The organism is Streptosporangium sp. DT93 (assembly GCF_049844535.1).
Lineage (GTDB): Bacteria > Actinomycetota > Actinomycetes > Streptosporangiales > Streptosporangiaceae > Streptosporangium.
Genome location: NZ_JBNCLF010000003.1, coordinates 89,664 through 105,449, shown reverse-complemented (window position 1 = coordinate 105,449; position 15,786 = coordinate 89,664). Strand labels below are relative to the sequence as shown.

General features: G+C 70.3%; 11 protein-coding genes. 2 read left to right on the top strand and 9 right to left on the bottom strand.

Going from position 1 to position 15,786, the window contains the following annotated elements; translation table 11 throughout:
• Nucleotides 1-97: 97 nt before the first annotated feature.
• The 7 genes from ACLQ2R_RS08330 to ACLQ2R_RS08300 form a co-directional block, all read right to left on the bottom strand.
• Nucleotides 98-646, bottom strand: a complete 549-nt coding sequence (locus tag ACLQ2R_RS08330) for a hypothetical protein (RefSeq protein WP_425958777.1) — start codon at nucleotides 644-646, stop codon at nucleotides 98-100.
• Nucleotides 643-1,119 carry a hypothetical protein gene (locus ACLQ2R_RS08325; protein ID WP_425958776.1) on the bottom strand — a complete coding sequence of 159 codons (477 nt, stop codon included), beginning with the start codon at nucleotides 1,117-1,119 and terminating at the stop codon, nucleotides 643-645. The genes ACLQ2R_RS08330 and ACLQ2R_RS08325 overlap by 4 nt, the downstream gene beginning before the upstream one ends.
• A 40-nt stretch (nucleotides 1,120-1,159) precedes the next feature.
• Complete coding sequence (locus ACLQ2R_RS08320; RefSeq protein WP_425958775.1) at nucleotides 1,160-1,942, bottom strand: hypothetical protein; 783 nt, start codon at nucleotides 1,940-1,942, stop codon at nucleotides 1,160-1,162.
• A 25-nt stretch (nucleotides 1,943-1,967) separates the two neighbouring features.
• A complete protein-coding gene (locus tag ACLQ2R_RS08315; RefSeq protein WP_425958774.1) occupies nucleotides 1,968-2,492 on the bottom strand; it encodes a hypothetical protein in 525 nt (174 codons plus the stop codon).
• Between the two features lie 46 nt (nucleotides 2,493-2,538).
• A complete protein-coding gene (locus ACLQ2R_RS08310) occupies nucleotides 2,539-4,080 on the bottom strand; it encodes a hypothetical protein (RefSeq protein ID WP_425958773.1) in 1,542 nt (513 codons plus the stop codon).
• The gene (locus tag ACLQ2R_RS08305) at nucleotides 4,077-5,651 is read right to left on the bottom strand and encodes a pyridoxal phosphate-dependent decarboxylase family protein (protein WP_425958772.1); all 1,575 of its coding nucleotides are present in this window, start codon (nucleotides 5,649-5,651) and stop codon (nucleotides 4,077-4,079) included. Before ACLQ2R_RS08305 ends, ACLQ2R_RS08310 begins: the two co-directional genes overlap by 4 nt.
• Nucleotides 5,652-6,670: 1,019 nt before the next feature.
• The gene (locus ACLQ2R_RS08300; RefSeq protein WP_425958771.1) at nucleotides 6,671-6,928 is read right to left on the bottom strand and encodes a hypothetical protein; all 258 of its coding nucleotides are present in this window, start codon (nucleotides 6,926-6,928) and stop codon (nucleotides 6,671-6,673) included.
• A gap of 1,080 nt (nucleotides 6,929-8,008) precedes the next feature.
• On the opposite strand from ACLQ2R_RS08300, the gene ACLQ2R_RS08295 reads away from it, so the two are divergent.
• Together ACLQ2R_RS08295 and ACLQ2R_RS08290 are read left to right on the top strand one after the other, a co-directional pair.
• On the top strand, nucleotides 8,009-8,842 hold the full coding sequence (locus ACLQ2R_RS08295; RefSeq protein WP_425958770.1) for a hypothetical protein: 834 nt from the start codon (nucleotides 8,009-8,011) through the stop codon (nucleotides 8,840-8,842).
• On the top strand, nucleotides 8,763-9,656 hold the full coding sequence (locus tag ACLQ2R_RS08290) for a hypothetical protein (RefSeq protein WP_425958769.1): 894 nt from the start codon (nucleotides 8,763-8,765) through the stop codon (nucleotides 9,654-9,656). Before ACLQ2R_RS08295 ends, ACLQ2R_RS08290 begins: the two co-directional genes overlap by 80 nt.
• Nucleotides 9,657-9,854: 198 nt before the next feature.
• Here the strand turns inward: ACLQ2R_RS08290 and ACLQ2R_RS08285 are convergent, their stop codons facing one another.
• Both ACLQ2R_RS08285 and ACLQ2R_RS08280 read right to left on the bottom strand, forming a co-directional pair.
• Nucleotides 9,855-12,155: an N-6 DNA methylase gene (locus ACLQ2R_RS08285; protein ID WP_425958768.1), complete on the bottom strand. Its 2,301-nt coding sequence runs from the start codon at nucleotides 12,153-12,155 to the stop codon at nucleotides 9,855-9,857.
• A gap of 130 nt (nucleotides 12,156-12,285) precedes the next feature.
• Nucleotides 12,286-15,621 (bottom strand): hypothetical protein, encoded by a 3,336-nt coding sequence (locus ACLQ2R_RS08280; RefSeq protein WP_425958767.1) that lies wholly within the window; start codon nucleotides 15,619-15,621, stop codon nucleotides 12,286-12,288.
• Between the last annotated feature and the right edge of the window lie 165 nt (nucleotides 15,622-15,786).

Below are 15,786 nucleotides of genomic sequence, written 5' to 3'. Positions count from 1 at the left end.
ACCCCGGATACCGTGTTTGCGACCCCGGGTGCCGCACGTGCGACCCCCGATGCCGTGCTCGCTTCTTCGGGTGCCGCGCTCGCGACCCCGAGGACCGTCAGACGGGCAGCACCCGCAGGGCCGGGTAGCGGGACGAGTTCAGGTACAGCTTGTCGGTGCCGTGCTCCTTCTCCAGCTCCAGGACGAACCGGTAGCGGTAGAGCCCCGCCCGTGCCTCGCTCATCACCGCCCCGGCCCAGTAGTAGTAGACGGCGGTGTACTGGTCGCGCATCCGGTCGGGAGCGCCGTACACCTTGAGCTCGGTCATGATCCGGCGTTCGGCGACGTCGTCCTCGTCGCCCTTCTCGATGTCGAGGAAGACGATGTTGTTGATCTTCGGCATCGGGGGCCAGGTGCCGTCCGTACGGCGGTGCATGTCGATCGGGCGGATGATCCAGTTGATCACCTGGCCCTGCTTGCAGATGGTCTCCAGGTGGTCGCTGCCCTGCCCGATCCCGCCGACGCTGTTGTCCATCATGTAGAGGCAGCCGTCCAGGGACTTCGTCGCGGCGGCCCTCTCCATGTCGACGAGCGTCACCACGTTCAGCTGGACGGAGTTGAGCTGGCCGCGCTCGGTGAAGTCCGTGGCCGCGTACGCCTGGGTCATCGGGCTTCCTTTCCGTCGCCGGCGGGGCCGGCCAGGGCCGGGCGGGCTTTGGGGGTGAACGGCGTGGTGACGGTGCCCAGCAGGAACGAGAGCCGGTACGGGAGCGGTTCGGTGAGGTCCTGCTTGACCTCGGCGGTCCAGAACACGATGTCGGTGCCGGGATACACCTTCTGCGTGGGCTCGGCGACCTTGGGGTCGATCTCGATGTCGACGAGGGACACGTAGGTCTCGCACTCCAGCGGGATCACGTTCCACAGCAGGGTGTCGCCCTTGCGCACCCGGCTGTGCAGCTCGGGGGTGCCGAAACCGGTGGACCCGGAGGACCTGTTGGTGTCGTAGAGGTAGAGGTTCTCGTCCAGGTTCTCCGACGCCAGGGCGGCCACCGGGTCGACCACCGCGGTGATCGTCACGGGCCGGACGGGCTTGGCGGCCTGGGCGGGCTGGCGTTCGGGTTGTCTGTTCCTCGGGGGCATGCGGCTCCTCCGCTCGAAGATGTTCCGGCTCGGATCAGGGTCAGCCGGTGACCGGGACGGGCGGCAGGGGCAGGACGCCCACCCCGGCACCGGTGAACCCGTTGCGCTTCGGGTCCTTGATGACCTTGAGGTTGGACTCGCAGGTCAGGTCCACGGACTCCCAGACCAGCTCGTCGTTCCGCTCGACCAGCTCGTGCAGCTGGATGTGCATCGTGTACCGGTAGACCCCGGGCCGGCTCGTGTCCACGTTCGCGGCCCAGTACCAGCCGTCGTAGATCATGTCGGGCGACCCGTACTGGGCCGGGTACATGACCTTCTCGGTGACGGCCGGGCCGGTGATGTCGGTGATCACCGGAGCGGGGTAGTTGTACGCGTCGGAGCTGGTCGTGGTCCTGCCGGTGACGTCCAGCAGCTTGGCGTCGGTGAGGCCGCGTCCGCTCGCGGACTTGCGGGCGCGCTTGCCGACCCTGCGCTGCAGCCGCTTGACGTCGGCCTCCCCCACGCCGCCGTCGGCGTCGAGCTCGGACAGCTCCTTCAGAGTGCGCCGGTCGTCGGCGTGGCCCTGCTCGGCCAGGTAGTTGCGCGGCACGGTCGGGGGGATCGACCCCAGCGCCGCGGGCAGCCAGTTCAGCACCTGCTCGGTCGCCTGCGACCCGTCGAGGTAGTGGGTGCCGGGCACGATCGTCACCAGCTGCTCGCTGCCGACCCCGGTGGAGCCGAACAGCTTCATGTTGTCGAACCAGTAGGTGTTGCCGTCGAGCGATCGCGTCCGGAGCGCGTTCTCGACGTCGAAGAGCACGATGATCCCGTGTTGCTGGGCCATGGAACCGCCTTTCGGGGAACGGGGCTCACACGCACATCAGCGCGGGCGAGTCGATGTGCAGCACGCTGTTGGCGCCTTCGTGGAGCCTGAGGGAGAGCCGGTACCGGTACGGGACGCCGGGCGTCATGCCGTAGGGCACGATGCCCTCCCAGATCAGCAGGTCGTGGTTCTCGTATCCGTTGGAGGCCGTGGCGTCGACCCCCGTCCCGTGCGCGGCACCGGACACCGGGTGGGGGGTGGCGGCGGAGTGCCCCGCCTGGCGCGGCGCCGCCGCCCCGCCGGCCGGGGTCGCGGCGGCCGGGGCCGCGGCGTTCGCGGCGGACAGGAACTCGATGGACTGGATCTCGACCGGGGTCTGCACGTCTATGTGGATGGGCGTCCACTGGACGACCTGCCCCGGGGAGACCACCGTGACGAGATCGGGGGTCCCCTGGTGTTTGCTTCCCGCCGAGCTGTCGTCGACCAGCGAGATGTTGCCGTTGTGCAGCGTCCGGTCGGACAACGCCCCGACGGCGTCGACCATCACGACGATGCTGATCCTCTGTTTCATCGTTCCTCCCTTGTCGGATGTCGTTCGGTCATGCGGGCCACCGCGCTCAGCCCCGGTCCCTGACCAGCGGTGTCTTGCCGACGGCCGTCCGCTCGATCCGCGGCGAGGAGCGGGGGACGAACTCCAGCCGGAACCCGTACCCGGTCTGCTCGATGGCCGCCGCGTTGGCCTCCCGGTCGTTGAAGAGCGACAGGGAACTCGGCAGCGACCGGGTGAACAGCTGCCGCGTCCCGCTCGGGCCGAGGGCCTGCTCGACGGCCGCGGTCGTGCCCTCGGCGTCGTCCACCGCCGCCAGCAGGGTGAGGCTCCGCTCCTCGCGGTGGTTGTGGAACTGGACCTCGTGCGCGATCAGGTCCAGGTCGACGCCGGTCGACGAGCGCAGCCGCCCGCGCAGGGCCGCGTACGCCAGCGTCGCCGAGTACTGGCTGTCGTTGAGGTGCAGCACGTCGGCGGTGCGCCCGGCGAACTCGAACCGCTCGGTGCGCGGCCCGGGGCCGTCCAGGGCGGGGCGGCGGATCATCCGGTCGCCGAGCTTGAGCCGCAGCAGTGGCGTCTCGTCGGCGTGCAGCCGGGTGACGACCAGCTCGCCCTCCTCGCCCTCGGCGACGGCGCGGCCGTGCTCGTCGACGATCTCCACCAGGTGCAGCCCCGGCACGGCCGACAGCGCCGGCGAGGCGTGGTCGAGCTGGAGCCCGACGCACTCGGCCTGGGTCGCGGCGAAGTAGCTGAGGATCGACACGTTGGGGAAGAACGCCTGCAGCTCGTCGCGCTTGCGCTGCGGCAGGGAGCCGCTGCCGTACATGGCGACCCGGAAGCTCGCCCTGGCGTGCGGCGTCAGGGCCGCGCCCAGCTCGGGCAGCAACGCGATGCCGGCGGTGATGCCCATCAGCGCCTTGTGGCCGGGGTAGGAGAACATGTGCTCCAGCACCGGCGCGCTCACCGGCCCCGCGCCGATGTAGTTGACCCCCGGGACGTGGGACAGCACGCCGCCGACCATGGTCCCGCTGCTCCACATCTGGTAGTCGGCCAGGGTGGTGAACAGCCAGCGCGGCGCCGGGCCGCGCAGGTAGCGGCCGAGCTGGTAGGCGCCCATGAACGCCCCGGAGATGCGGTACGTGTCGCGCAGCTCCCGCAGGGAGTAGACGATCTCCAGGGGCATGCCGTCGCCGGTGCCGCCGCTGGCCACCACCTCGAACCCGCCGCGCTCCAGCGGCACGACCATCCCGGCCCGCGCGCCCATGAACATGTCCCGCTGCACGATCTTGTCCGACAGGGGGATCCGCTCCCACTCGGACATGTCGGCGGGGACGTCGCGGACCCCGAAGTGGTGCAGCCGCTCGCGCCACAGCGGGTTGAGCAGGGCGATGCCGACGAGCTGGCGGAGCCGCCGGAACACCAGCGCGTTCTGCAGGTCGAGCGGGGACTCGCAGTAGGGGACCCCGGTGAGGCGCCCGCACTCCTCCAGCCTCCCCGCGAACGACGGCAGCCGGACGACGTCGTCCACCGAGCGGGGCCGCAGCTCCTCCTCGGGGATCAGCCGTTCCGCCAGCTCCGCCGAGGCGGCGATGTCCAGGCCCGTCATGGTCATGAATGACTCCCGTTCCGCTGGTCGTTCCGGGTCGCGGCGCCCGCGCGCAGCACCCGTTGCCCGATGTCCCTGATCTCGTCGATGAGCATGGCCAGGTGGTCGGCGTCGATCAGGTGGTTCATGACCACCACGCGCAGCGCCGCCGTCCCGTCGAGGTCGACCTTGGAGATGAAGAAGCGCCCGCCGCCCCGGATCCGGTTGCGGATCTCCAGTTGCAGCCGGTGCGCGCTCCCCGGCTCCAGGCCCTCCGGCACGTACCGGAAGCACACGATGTTGGACTCCGGCTCGTGCGCCACGGCGAAGTCCGGCTCGGCGGCGAGCATCCGGTACGCCTGCCGGGCGGTCGCGCACAACCGGTCGATCTTCTGTGCGAACAGCGCCGGGCCGTAGACCGACCAGACCGTCCACAGCGGCATGATCATCGGACGCTTCGTGCACTCCAGGTTCTTGGCCGCGCTGTCGTAGGCGCTGTAGACGTCCGGTTCCTCGTCGAAGACGTAGCTGGCGCGCTGGCGGAACGCGTCGCGCGCCGCCGAGCCGTCGCGGTAGAACAGCAGCGTGCACGGCGCCGGCATGAACAGCATCTTGTGCGCGTCCCAGGTCAGCGAGTCGGCCCGCTCGATGCCGCGCAGCCTGTCCCGGTGCAGGTCCGACAGCAGCAGGCTCGCCCCGTGCGCCCCGTCCACGTGCAGCCAGAGCCCGTAGCGGTCCGCCACGGCCGCGAGCTCCTCCAGCGGGTCGAAGGCGCCCGTCGACGTGGTGCCGGCCGAGGCCACCAGGCAGAACGGCCGCAGGCCGCGCCGGAGCGCCTCGGCCAGCGCCGGGCCGGCCAGGTCGGGGCGGATCCGCCCGGCCCGGTCGACCGGCAGCCGGATGATCTGCCGTTCCCCGATGCCGAGCACCCCGGCGGCCCGCGTCACGCTGTAGTGGGCCTCCTCGCTGACCGCGATGGCCGGGGGGCCCGGCATGCCGCCGGTGCCGCGCGTCCAGATCTGCGGGAAGGCGCGGTTGCGGGCGGCCAGCAACGCGGTCAGGTTGGCCAGGGAGCCCCCCGACGTCGTCACCATGGCGAACCGGTCGCGGTCCCAGCCGATGAAGCGGTTGAGCTCCTCTGCCATGAGCCGTTCGGCGACGCTGGGGAGCTGCCCGGCCTCGTAGAAGGAGGAGGGCTGGTTGACCACCGAGCCGACCAGGTCGATGAGGCCGGCCAGCGGCACCACCCCGGAGAACTGCCGCCCCATGTAACCGGGCGAGTAGACCGGGATGCCGGTCTCGGTGTAGAGGTCGACGATCCGGCTCACCCGGTCGGCGTCGAAGTCGGCTATGCGCTGCCGTTCCGGGGTCATCAGCTCCCGCGCGGCCTTCAGCAGCACCGCGGGGTCGAGCAGGTCGAGCCCCCGGACCGATCGGTCGGCGAGGTAGGTCGTCAGGCGGCCGACGATGTCCACGGCGCCGTCACGGAAACGGTCGGGGTCGAAGGCGGCGGCGAGGTCCGGCGTGGGTGATCGGGACCCTTCGCCTGTCGCCGGTTCTGGAAGGGGACTGTGGACATCGGAAAGCGAACTCGTCACGGAGCAGACTCCAAACGATCCGGCGTCGGGAACGCCCATATGGCCACGCCTGGACAGGAGCTCGGGAATGGTGGACCGAACTCCCGGGCGATCACATCAAGGCTCGGGGGGATGAATGCGGTAACGCGGTGATGCGGCGATTCGGTGGCGCGGTGATGCGTCGAACGCGAACGAGGCTCTCCGCCTCCCGGGGGACACGAGAGGTGTTTCCAGTCGTAGCTGAAGCGCTTCGATCCCTGGAACGTTCCAAAAAATATAAAAAGGAGGTCGATGGGTGTGGTGGAAGAGTGCCGGAGGGGACCGCCGGCACCTGCTCACATCCTGCTCGCGCGGCCCGGATCGGTCCGGTGTGATTCCTCCGGAAATCGGGGTCCGGAGGAGAACCGTCGTGATCCGATCGCGATTAATCAGGTCTGATTTCGTCCGCCGTATACCTTGGCGTGCGTGTCACGTGAGTGAGCTAACCATTGATGACGGGATAGGCGCAAGGGTTCCCGTGCAGGTGAAGTGGCAGATTCCGGCCACGGTCGGCGGTGCGCCGGGATTGCGTACGGGGAGACGTGACGGATCCCGGCCGATTCGTGCTCGCGGGTTTTCTCGTCGGCGCGCATCGCTCTGGAATCCACCGCCGTCGTTCCGGTCGGCGACCGTGTCAAATACTGGTGCAGTGGATACTGTCATATCGTATAAAATACGACATAGATATTAAAAGATTGATGTGTCGGTTATGCGATTAGTCTCGGCTGTCGGGCGGGATCCGGTGGACTTCGCCCACGCCGGTCCTCCGCCGTCCGTCGTGGACGGCTCCACCGCCCGCCCGGCCCCGCTGGGCGGGCACCTTCACATCCGCCGGCCGGGCTCGGCGGATCCACCGGCGTCTCCACCGATGGATCCGCTCCGCCGGCGAAGACGCCGGCTCCTCGAACCAGGCGCGGTCACGCGCCTGGATCCGCCCGTCGAATCCGGAGGGCGCGACCGGAGGGCATCGGCCCGATCCGGGACACGTGACATCGGAACGCCTAGCGGGACTCGCCGGTCATGGCGCGCTCGGCCGATCCGGACGCCGCCCGCCCCGCCCCCTTGAAGGCCTTCCTGCGGTGGCGCACGGTGAGAATCCAGATGGCGGCGGTCACCAGACCCATGAGGGCCGCGAAGACGAGAGCCCTCGACCAGTCGATGGCGAAGCCCCGCGTGGAGTCGTGGGTTTCGATCCACGTGCTGATGAGGTTCACCAGGAAACCCGCGACCGCGCCCACCGCGAGACCGATGAGGCCCACCCGCCACAAAGGCGTTGCGCGCCATCTCCCGTCGGGATCGAAAGGACCCCGCCACCAGAAACTGGTTCGACGATCCTGCATGTCGATGCCCCCTTTTCTGTTCCCTGAAGAATTCAGGCCCCGTTCGGTCGTGCCATTCGTGCCACACATCTACCGTGCGAGGAAGGCCGTAAACGTTCCGAACCGGGGCGCATCCGATCGCGCCCGTTGAGCAGGGCCGTTCATGCGAGGCCGACTTCGGCGGGCCGGAGATCGCCTCGGTGGTGGTTTCGTCGGCGGGGAAGGGGGTTCCGGCGCCGGTGACGGCGGTGGGCGAACGGGTGGCCCGGCGGCGGCGATGGCGGACACCGGACGGGGCCGGCCATTGCGGGGAATGCGGAACTGCCCGCCCGGACCCGCTCTCCCGCGCGATCCTTACCGCGCCCGGGATGCCTGGGCGCGGATTCCGGTCGGCGACGAAGCCCCGCGCCCCAGAATCAAAAGTGCCGATCCGGGCGGAAACGTGACGGCAGACGGTGCGGTAAAGGAGACCGGGCAACCGGGGCAAGGACCGAGGGCAACAGCGGCTCGAAACCTTTGATGCCTGGGCCGGCATCGGCACCTCTTGTGACCGGCGCTTCTTTACATGTAAATCGCGCATTGTGTTCCATGACGAGTCGTGACGTGATTCGCCAGGCCGGAAAAGCTCCACCCGTCCACGGTTATTGACACGTCAAACTTCTCTTGTGATGATCTCATGGACCCCGGATCCAGGAGAGCGAGAATAACCTTGCATCTGCCCCGCAGCCGGAAACCGTTACTCCTCTGTTCGATCACGTCCCTTCTGCTGTTGCTGCTCACCATCCTCACGACCTCGCCGGTCGGCGCCGCGGAGGCCATGGGTCCGGCTCCTACTCCCTCGCCAAAGAAAAACGCTCCTGAAAAGCCGGGAGTTCCGGACCACGTGTCGCCCGAAGATCAAAGAACGATCACCCGTCAATGGCCGTTGATTCAAGCTGCCGGGAGGATTCGATCCCTGGTCGAGACCGGTGACGACTCCGGATACGCCGGAATCGAACTGATCGATGATCGGGTCGTCGTATGGTGGAAGGGATCGCCCTCCCCGAGTATTTTCGCGCCATGGCCGCTGCCGCTCCGGTGGCCCCCGTCGAGCTCAGACAGGCCGATCACTCCGAGAAGGAACTGAAAGTCGCGGCGAAGAAGCTGACGGCTTCGGCGGGTGTCACCGCGGACGGACCGGTCCATGCCGTTAAAATGCCATTCGACGGCAGTGGCCTGGTCGCTGCGGTGGATCCTGAAGAATCGTCCAGGGCGAGTGCTCGATCGCTCGTTCCTGAGGACATCGGTGTTCCCGTGGATGTCGTCTCCGCTCCGCGTACGAAGTTGTCGAGCCGATGTGACGACTCTCCTCCCTGGTATGGCGGTGTGGCGATTCGCAATACCAAGTTCCATACCCTGCAGTGCGGAAGCACCGGTGGCGCCTATAATTGCACCGCCGGATTCTCCGTTCGACACGGCAACGTCACCTACATGCTCACCGCCGGGCACTGCGGCGCGAACGGTGATATCTTCACGGACTCGATGGGCCAAACAATCGGCACCGGATATCTGGAGCACACCGCGCACGATCTCATGCTGATATATGCTCCGGGCGGCGTCGAGGGCGCCGCGCTCATGGACGCCCTTCACGTACTGTCGGCCAACGTGCTTGCGACTGCGAGGTTTCACGACTCCGGTGAGAAACAACCAGAATATTCGTGCACTACTCGCCCTGGTTCTCATTGCGGGCCTCACCGCGTGCGGAGGGGAGGGGAGGAGAACGACGGGACCCGCCGTGGGCATCCCGGATTACTATGTCGTCCATGCCGCGGGCATCCCGTCGATACTCAAGGTCGATGCACGTACCGGCAGTAAGATCACTTTCATTGACCAAGCCGAAGTGTACGGCAATATCGAGAAAGTTGCCGCGGGCGAGGACGACACCTTCTACCTGGCCGTGCGCCCGGACGACTCCACCGCTTGCGCTTCTGTAATATATCGAACCCGCATGGGCGTCGGAGATTCGCCGAAGGTGGATGTGCGGCGGATGGTTCGGTTGAGGGCCGGTGGACATGTCGGCGCGCTCGCTGTGACGCGCGACGGAAGCAGGCTGGCTTACGTCGATGACGGTTGCGGCTCGGGAACGCCGCAAACGCTCACCGTTCACGACGTGAAGACGAACATGAGTGAATCGTGGAGCATCACGACGGCCGGTAAGAACCTGTCGGCCAAGCATCTGGCATGGGCGGGTCAGGACAGAATCGCGCTGTCGGTCATCGAGCCGTGCACGGCGGATCCGGGAGAGTTCTGCCTGCCGGACACGGTCGTTCGAATGCTGGACACCCGAGATCCCGGTCGTGACCTTGCTCGTGCTTCCGAACTGCGTCGCTGGAGGGAGGCGGGAAGCGACCTGCCCATCGCGTTCAGCGCCGATGCGTCGTCACTCTTCACCCCCTCGGACGACAAGGAAGGAATCGAGGAGACATCAATCGCCGACGGAAATGTTCTGGGAGAATTCGACCTGTCCGGCGAAGGAGGCAGGATAGTCGATCTGGCCATGGACGCCGCTGGACAGCACCTCCTCGTCGAATCGACGACGTCGCTCGATCACCTGGATGTTCGCCTGGGCCGGAGTGCCACCCTCCCCTGGCCATTGGATGTCAGACGTCCATTCGATGTGGCATGGTGAAGAGCCGTCCCGATGATTCGCCGAAGAATCGAAGCGCGGGTTGTCCCGGCGAGCAGGACCACGGGGCTCGTCGGGCTTTCAGGAGTGCGCCCGCCCCCCGCACCCGATGGAGTTCCTCGGTCGTATGACCCGTCACGATCTTCGATGATCCCGATGCCGGAGGGCGGCCCGGGGGGCCGCCCCGTCGCGGGCACCCGCTCACGGCCGGTCGCGGGGCACCCTTCCGGCGGACAGGCCGTCGGTCAGCCCGTCGACCAGCTCCACGCCGATCGCCCCGGCCTCGCGCAGCGACCGCTCGAAGGTCGCGAGCCGCCGGAAGGCCTCGCCGTGGCGGCGCTGCTCGTCGAGGGGGAGCCGCAGCACCTGCAGCCTGCGGACGTCGATGCGCGAGGAGGTCGAGGCGTGGGTCCCCGCCTGCCTCGCGTTGGCCGGGGCCCGCAGGCAACCGGCCAGGAACCACGGGTCGAGCAGGGTGGCATCCACCCGCAGGGCGAACAGCTGCGGTCCCAGCACCGTGGGGGGACCGGTGCCGACCCAGGCGCCGAAGGCCCGGTGGGCCCCGACGACGACCACCTCACCGGGAACGGTCACCGTGAGGGTGCCCGCCGCCTCTCCCGCCGACGCCTCGCCCGCGGGGAGCCAGCCGGACGGCACGCCCCCGGACGGCACGTCGCCGACGGTCAGCACGGGTACGGCGTCGTCGGGGGCGTCACCGGAGCGCACCGCGCCGTCCGCCGGTTGCTGACCGGCCCGCATCGTCACCGCGCCCGCCCGGAGCAGGTCGCCCACGGTCACCGAGCCCTGGCCCGCGGGCTCCTCCTCGCCCGGTTCGAGCGCGGACAGGGTCGCGGTCAGATCCCGCAGCTCGTCGAGCAGGGCGCCGAACCGGTCCCACGAGCGGCGCAGACCCTGGCTCGCGGAGGCGCCCTTCCTCGGGACGTGACGTGCGGGGGTGAGGTCCACCTCGTCGTCCAGCAGGTCGATCACCGGGAGCACGGCGTGGTCGGCGGGCCTGTCCCTGCCCGCGTGGATCGCGTCGGCCGCGTCGGTCGCGTCGGTCGCGTCGTCCGTATCGTCGGGGTCGCTTTCGGCTCCGGCCCTGACGGCCGACACCACGCGCCGGTGCAGGAGGGGCCAGTCGATCGCCGTCCTGCCCGTCCTGTGTGCTCCTCCCGGAGGCTCGGCCTGGACGTCGGCCGCGTCGACCAGGAGAACCCCGGCCCCCACGTCCGTTCCGCCAGCGGCCGGTGTCCGCAGGACCCACAGGTGCAGCGCGACGCTGTGCGGGGGAGCGGACCCCGGTGGCAGGGCGACCACCGCGCGCAGCACGCCGCTCCGGAGCAGCCCGGCCCGGATCCGGCGCCCCGCCCTGCGGGAGGCGACCCCGGGGGGCATCAGCAGTACGGCCGTCCCGCCGGGCGCCAGGCGGCTCAGCGCATGCTGCGTCCAGGCGAGCTCCGGTTCGGTACGGGGAGGCAGCCCGTACGTCCAGCGGACGTCGGTGGCGAGCTCCTCGTATCCCCAGTCGCGCTCGTTGAACGGCGGGTTGCACAGCACCACGTCGGCGCGGACGTCGGGATGGGGATCGGCGCGCAGCGTGTTCCCGGCCCGGACGTTCACCTCCCACGCGGTTCCGGGACCCGGCCGTTGCCGGGCGATCAGCAGGCGTACGGCGGCCAGCGCGGCCTGGGTCGGGTCGGCGTCCTGGCCGAGCAGCCGTAGCGGCGGGGCCGAGGCGCGCGTCCGCGCGGTGCTCTCGGCCGTGTTCTCCGCTGTGTTCTCCGCCGGGCTTTCCGCCGCGTCCCGCGCGGTGTCCTCCACGGCGTCCACGGCGTCTTCCGGGGTGCTCGCCCACTGCCGGGCTGCGGCGAGCAGCAGGCCGCCCGTGCCGCACGCGGGGTCGAGCACCGTGCGGGCGTCCGGGGCGTCGTCCTCGCGTGACAGCTCGGCGATCTCGGCCATCAGGGCCGCCAGCGGGGCCGGAGTGACGCCGATCTGCCGGACGTGCGTGTCGAGCCAGCGTCCGAGCAGGAAGTCGAAGGTGTCCCGTGCCCCGTGCTTCCCGGCCAGGCCGACCGCGCGTTCCACCAGGGAACGCTGGGCGTCGGAGAGACCGGTACCGTCCGGAAGTCCCTCGGCCTCCTCGGCGCTCGGCGGATCCACCGGGTGTTCCGCGTCCTGCGCATGTCCCGTCTCGCCCCGGAGGAGTCGGGCGCCGGTCACGGCGATCGCCGCTCCCATCGCGTCGCGGTCCCCGAGCGCCTCGAACTCCGGCCACAATCGTTCCCGGCTGCCCACCTCGTCGAGCTTCCCCGTGCGCCGCAGCCACTGCTCCACCTGCGACAGCGCGAACTGCGGGCTGGTGTCCGTACCGCCGACGGGTGCGGGAAAGCTGTCGTGGCGGCGGCGCCAGTTGCTGACGGCCGCGCGCCCGACACCGGCGATCCTGGCTATCTCCGCCAGGGTGACGGACACGGTCGGGTCGGCAGAAGGAGGCATCGTGTCTCCGGACAGGGGTCAGGACGGTGACGACCCCGCCGCGGGAAACCGCGGCCACGACGTACGCCCGGCCGGGCGGGTGTCGCGGCCTTCCGTGGGAGGTCTCTGGCAGCCTATCCGTTGACTCAGTTCACCGGAGAGGCGACCCAGCCGTGGAAGGACGGCCGAGGGCGACGCCGAGGCCGTCCCCGGCCCAGCCCGCGCCGTCCCGCCAGATCGTCGCGATGTCGAACGCCGTGGCAGGCATCGCCGCGGCCCAGGCGGGCTCGGGGGCCTGGGGGAGCACCAGGAACAGGTGATCCGCGCGATTCCCGGTGACGTGCTCGACCTCCATGATCCGGAGTACGGCCTCGCGCATGCGCTCGTAGGTGTGCCCGCCCTCTCCCAGCACCTCGTACAGGACCGAACCCTCCGGCCCCTCGCAGGTGATGTCGGCGAAGGGGGACTGCGCGGGGGCGAGCCGTGCTCCGTGCAGCTCGGCGATGAGCGTGTGGCGCAGCTGCTCGTGGACGTGGCACCGCCTGTCGGCGCGGACGCGCTCCTCCAGCGAGGAGACGAAGTCCTGGAAGCCGTCGCCCTCGACCGGCGCGTCGTCGTCCACGTTCGTGACCTCCTCGGACAACGGGGCGGGCATGCCGGATGTGCCTGACGGGCCGGACGGGCCGGCGGCGAGAGGCTCCTCCGGCACGGTGAGCGTCGGCGTGGGGTGTTCCGCCGCGACCTCGAAGGCCGTGACCTCCGGGATCGCGGTCTCCAGGACCGTGACGTCCGGGATCGTGGTCTCCGGGATCGTGATCTCGGAGGGCGTGACGTCCGGAACCGTGACGCTCGGGACCACGACCTCGGAGGCCGCGACCTGCGGGATCGTGGTCTCCGGGATCGTGACCTCGGAGGGCGTGACGTCCGAGGCTGTGACGCTCGGAACCGCGACCTCCGGGACCACGACCTCGGAGGTCGCGACGCTCGTGACCGTGACCTCCGGCACCGTGCCGGACGTTCCGTTCGCTGTGCTTCGCACCTCGACGGCCGGTTCGACCGGCAGCGGCTCGACGTGTTCGACCGGCAGCGGTTCGGCCGGGCCGCCCAGTACGGCCGGGAGCGGTGCCGCGTGCACCACGCTGAGCGACTGGGTGCACCGGGTGATCGCCACATACAGCCGTCGCGGCCCGGCGGGCCCCTGGGCGGCGACGGCGGCCGGTTCGACCACCACGACGTGGTCGAACTCCAGGCCCCTGGCCAGGGTCGCGGGCAGCACGCTCACCGGCGGGACGTCGTCCGCCGGGACGGCCCCCTGCACCTCCGCGACCCTCCGCTCCAGTTCCCCCAGCAGCGCGGTGTCGTCGGGGACGATCACCGCGACCGACCGCGACCGCTCCAGGCCGGCGGTGGCGAGGTCGAGGGCCCGCGCAACGGCCTCGTCCACCAGCCGGCCCTGCTCAACCCGCGTGATCCTCAGCGAGGTCTCGTCGATCCCGCGTACCGACCGGGGAACCGCGGTCGACAGGGAGACGGATCTGGCCAGCGGTTCCGCGAAGCGCATGACCTCGTCGGGCACCCGGTACCCCCTGGTGAGCTCGGCCAGGTGCCAGCCGTCGTGCCCGCTCAGGATCCCGGCGAGCCGCTCCCACACGTCGTACTGCCGGGCCCCGGTGGTCTGGGCGAGGTCGCCGAGCACGGTCATGGAGCCGCCGGGGCAGCGGCGCGCGATGGAACGCGCCTGCATGGGCGTGAGATCCTGGGCCTCGTCCACCACGATGTGGCGGTAGCGGCGAGGTTCGTCCCCCGACAGCAGGTGGCGCAGCTCCTCCAGGCAGACCAGGTCGTCGAGCGTCCAGGGCTCCTCGGAGGCGCGGGCCACGCGGGGCCGCGTGACGGCCTCCCGCTCCTCGGCGGTCAGCAGGCCCGAGGCCGCGGCCCTGAGCACCTCCGCGTCGTTCAGCGTCCTGCGCAGCAGGGTCTCGGCGTTCGGCGCCGGCCAGATGGCGTTGATCAGGGAGGCCACCCGGCCGTGCCTCTCGATGCCGGAGCGCAGGGTGCCGTCCGGGCGCTGGCCGGGCGAGGCCTTGGCGTACCTGGTCAGCAGGCGGTCGACGAACGTGTCGACGAACTTGCGGCGCCGTACCAGGTAGGGGCCGCTGGAGTCGCGCGCGCCGACGGCGAGCGCCTCGATCTCCGCGGCGGGAAGCGTCAGGGCGGCGCCCCTGTACGGGGTGCTGAAGACGTCGTCGCCGATGTGGGAGGCCGGTGCCTCGGGGCGGATGCCGCTCTCGACGACGCGGCGCAGCACCTCGGCCATCCGCTCGTCCGACTTGACCAGGTGCGCCTGCGGGGTGTCCTCGCCGCGGACCTCGCCGTCCCACAGCCGCGACACCTCCACGGTCGCCACGCCCCGGCTGCCCAGCCTCGGCAGGACCTGGCCGACGTAGCGCAGGAACCCCCGGTGCGGCCCGATGACGAGGACGTCGTCGGGGGTGAGCCCCCGGTTCGTCGGGTCCAGCAGCCAGACGACGCGGTGCAGGCCGACCGCGGTCTTACCGGTGCCAGGGCCGCCCTGGACGACCAGCACCCCGGGCCGCCCGTCGGAGACCAGGTCCAGCTGGTCGCGCTGGATGGTCTCCACGATGTCGCGCATGATCCCGTCGCGTCCCCGGTCGAGGTCGGCGAGGAGGAAGGCGTCGGCGTCCTGGCCGGGCGCCTCGACGGCCTGAGGCTCCTGCTGAACCTGAGGGGTGAGAAGGTCGGAGGCGTCCGCGAGCGGTGCCCGGGTCCTGCGGGTCGCGACCCGGGGCCGGATGTCGTCGAGGTAGTCGGTCACCGTACGCCCGTGCATGCGCAGCCTGCGGCGAAGCCGGATCTCACCGGGACGGGAGGCGCGGGCCTTCATCCACCGGACCGCCTGCTCGGAGGTCCAGCTGATCACGGCCAGGTCGCCCTCGGCGTCGCGGACCGAACGCCGCCCGATACGCCACGTCTCCCGCCCGTCGGGGTCGTCGGCGACGTCGACGCGCAGGAACACCAGCGGCTGCCCGCCGAGGTCGTCGGACTCCCCGAACTCCGGGGGAAGGTCGGGGACGAAGGGGAGACCGCGCTCGGGATCCTCCAGGGTGCGCGCGGCCCTGACCCGCCCGGCGTCCTGCCGCCGCCACTCCAGGCAGTCGTACGCGTGGTCGACGGCGCGCTGTTCCTCGGCGATCGTCGCGGTCCGGTCGTTCGCGACGGCGACGGCGAGCTCACCGCCGGCCGCCAGGGCGGCGTGCCCGACGGTGGCCGCCAGCGCGGCGGGGTTGCCGCCGATCGGCGCGGGAACGCGGTCGGCCCGGTTGCCGCCGGCCGCTCCCGTACCGCGATCGGCCCGGCCGTCGCCACCCGCCCCGGCGGCGCGGTCGGCACGGTCGGCACGGTCACCGTGGCCGCCGCTCGCCGAGGCGGCGCGGTCGGTGAGGTCGGCCAGGTCGGCACTGCCCATGTTTCCTCCGAGATCGGTGCCCACCGGCACCACCGGCCGGGGGTTTCTTCGGTGGTACGCGCGGCTCACGTCGGATCGGAGCCAAAGGACTCCGTTCGGTAACCCGATCGGACGTGTGCCGCGTCACACTCATGGAACGTAGACCATTTCTTTGAAAATGTGAAC

What these genes read in the sequence shown, in the direction of transcription:
- ACLQ2R_RS08285 (WP_425958768.1), bottom strand. Translation starts at nt 12,155, where the DNA reads ATGCCTCCTTCTGCCGACCCGACCGTGTCCGTCACCCTGGCGGAGATA.
- ACLQ2R_RS08280 (WP_425958767.1), bottom strand. Translation starts at nt 15,621, where the DNA reads ATGGGCAGTGCCGACCTGGCCGACCTCACCGACCGCGCCGCCTCGGCG.
- ACLQ2R_RS08325 (WP_425958776.1), bottom strand. Translation starts at nt 1,119, where the DNA reads ATGCCCCCGAGGAACAGACAACCCGAACGCCAGCCCGCCCAGGCCGCC.
- ACLQ2R_RS08310 (WP_425958773.1), bottom strand. Translation starts at nt 4,080, where the DNA reads ATGACCATGACGGGCCTGGACATCGCCGCCTCGGCGGAGCTGGCGGAA.
- ACLQ2R_RS08330 (WP_425958777.1), bottom strand. Translation starts at nt 646, where the DNA reads ATGACCCAGGCGTACGCGGCCACGGACTTCACCGAGCGCGGCCAGCTC.
- ACLQ2R_RS08320 (WP_425958775.1), bottom strand. Translation starts at nt 1,942, where the DNA reads ATGGCCCAGCAACACGGGATCATCGTGCTCTTCGACGTCGAGAACGCG.
- ACLQ2R_RS08315 (WP_425958774.1), bottom strand. Translation starts at nt 2,492, where the DNA reads ATGAAACAGAGGATCAGCATCGTCGTGATGGTCGACGCCGTCGGGGCG.
- ACLQ2R_RS08295 (WP_425958770.1), top strand. Translation starts at nt 8,009, where the DNA reads ATGGTGGAAGGGATCGCCCTCCCCGAGTATTTTCGCGCCATGGCCGCT.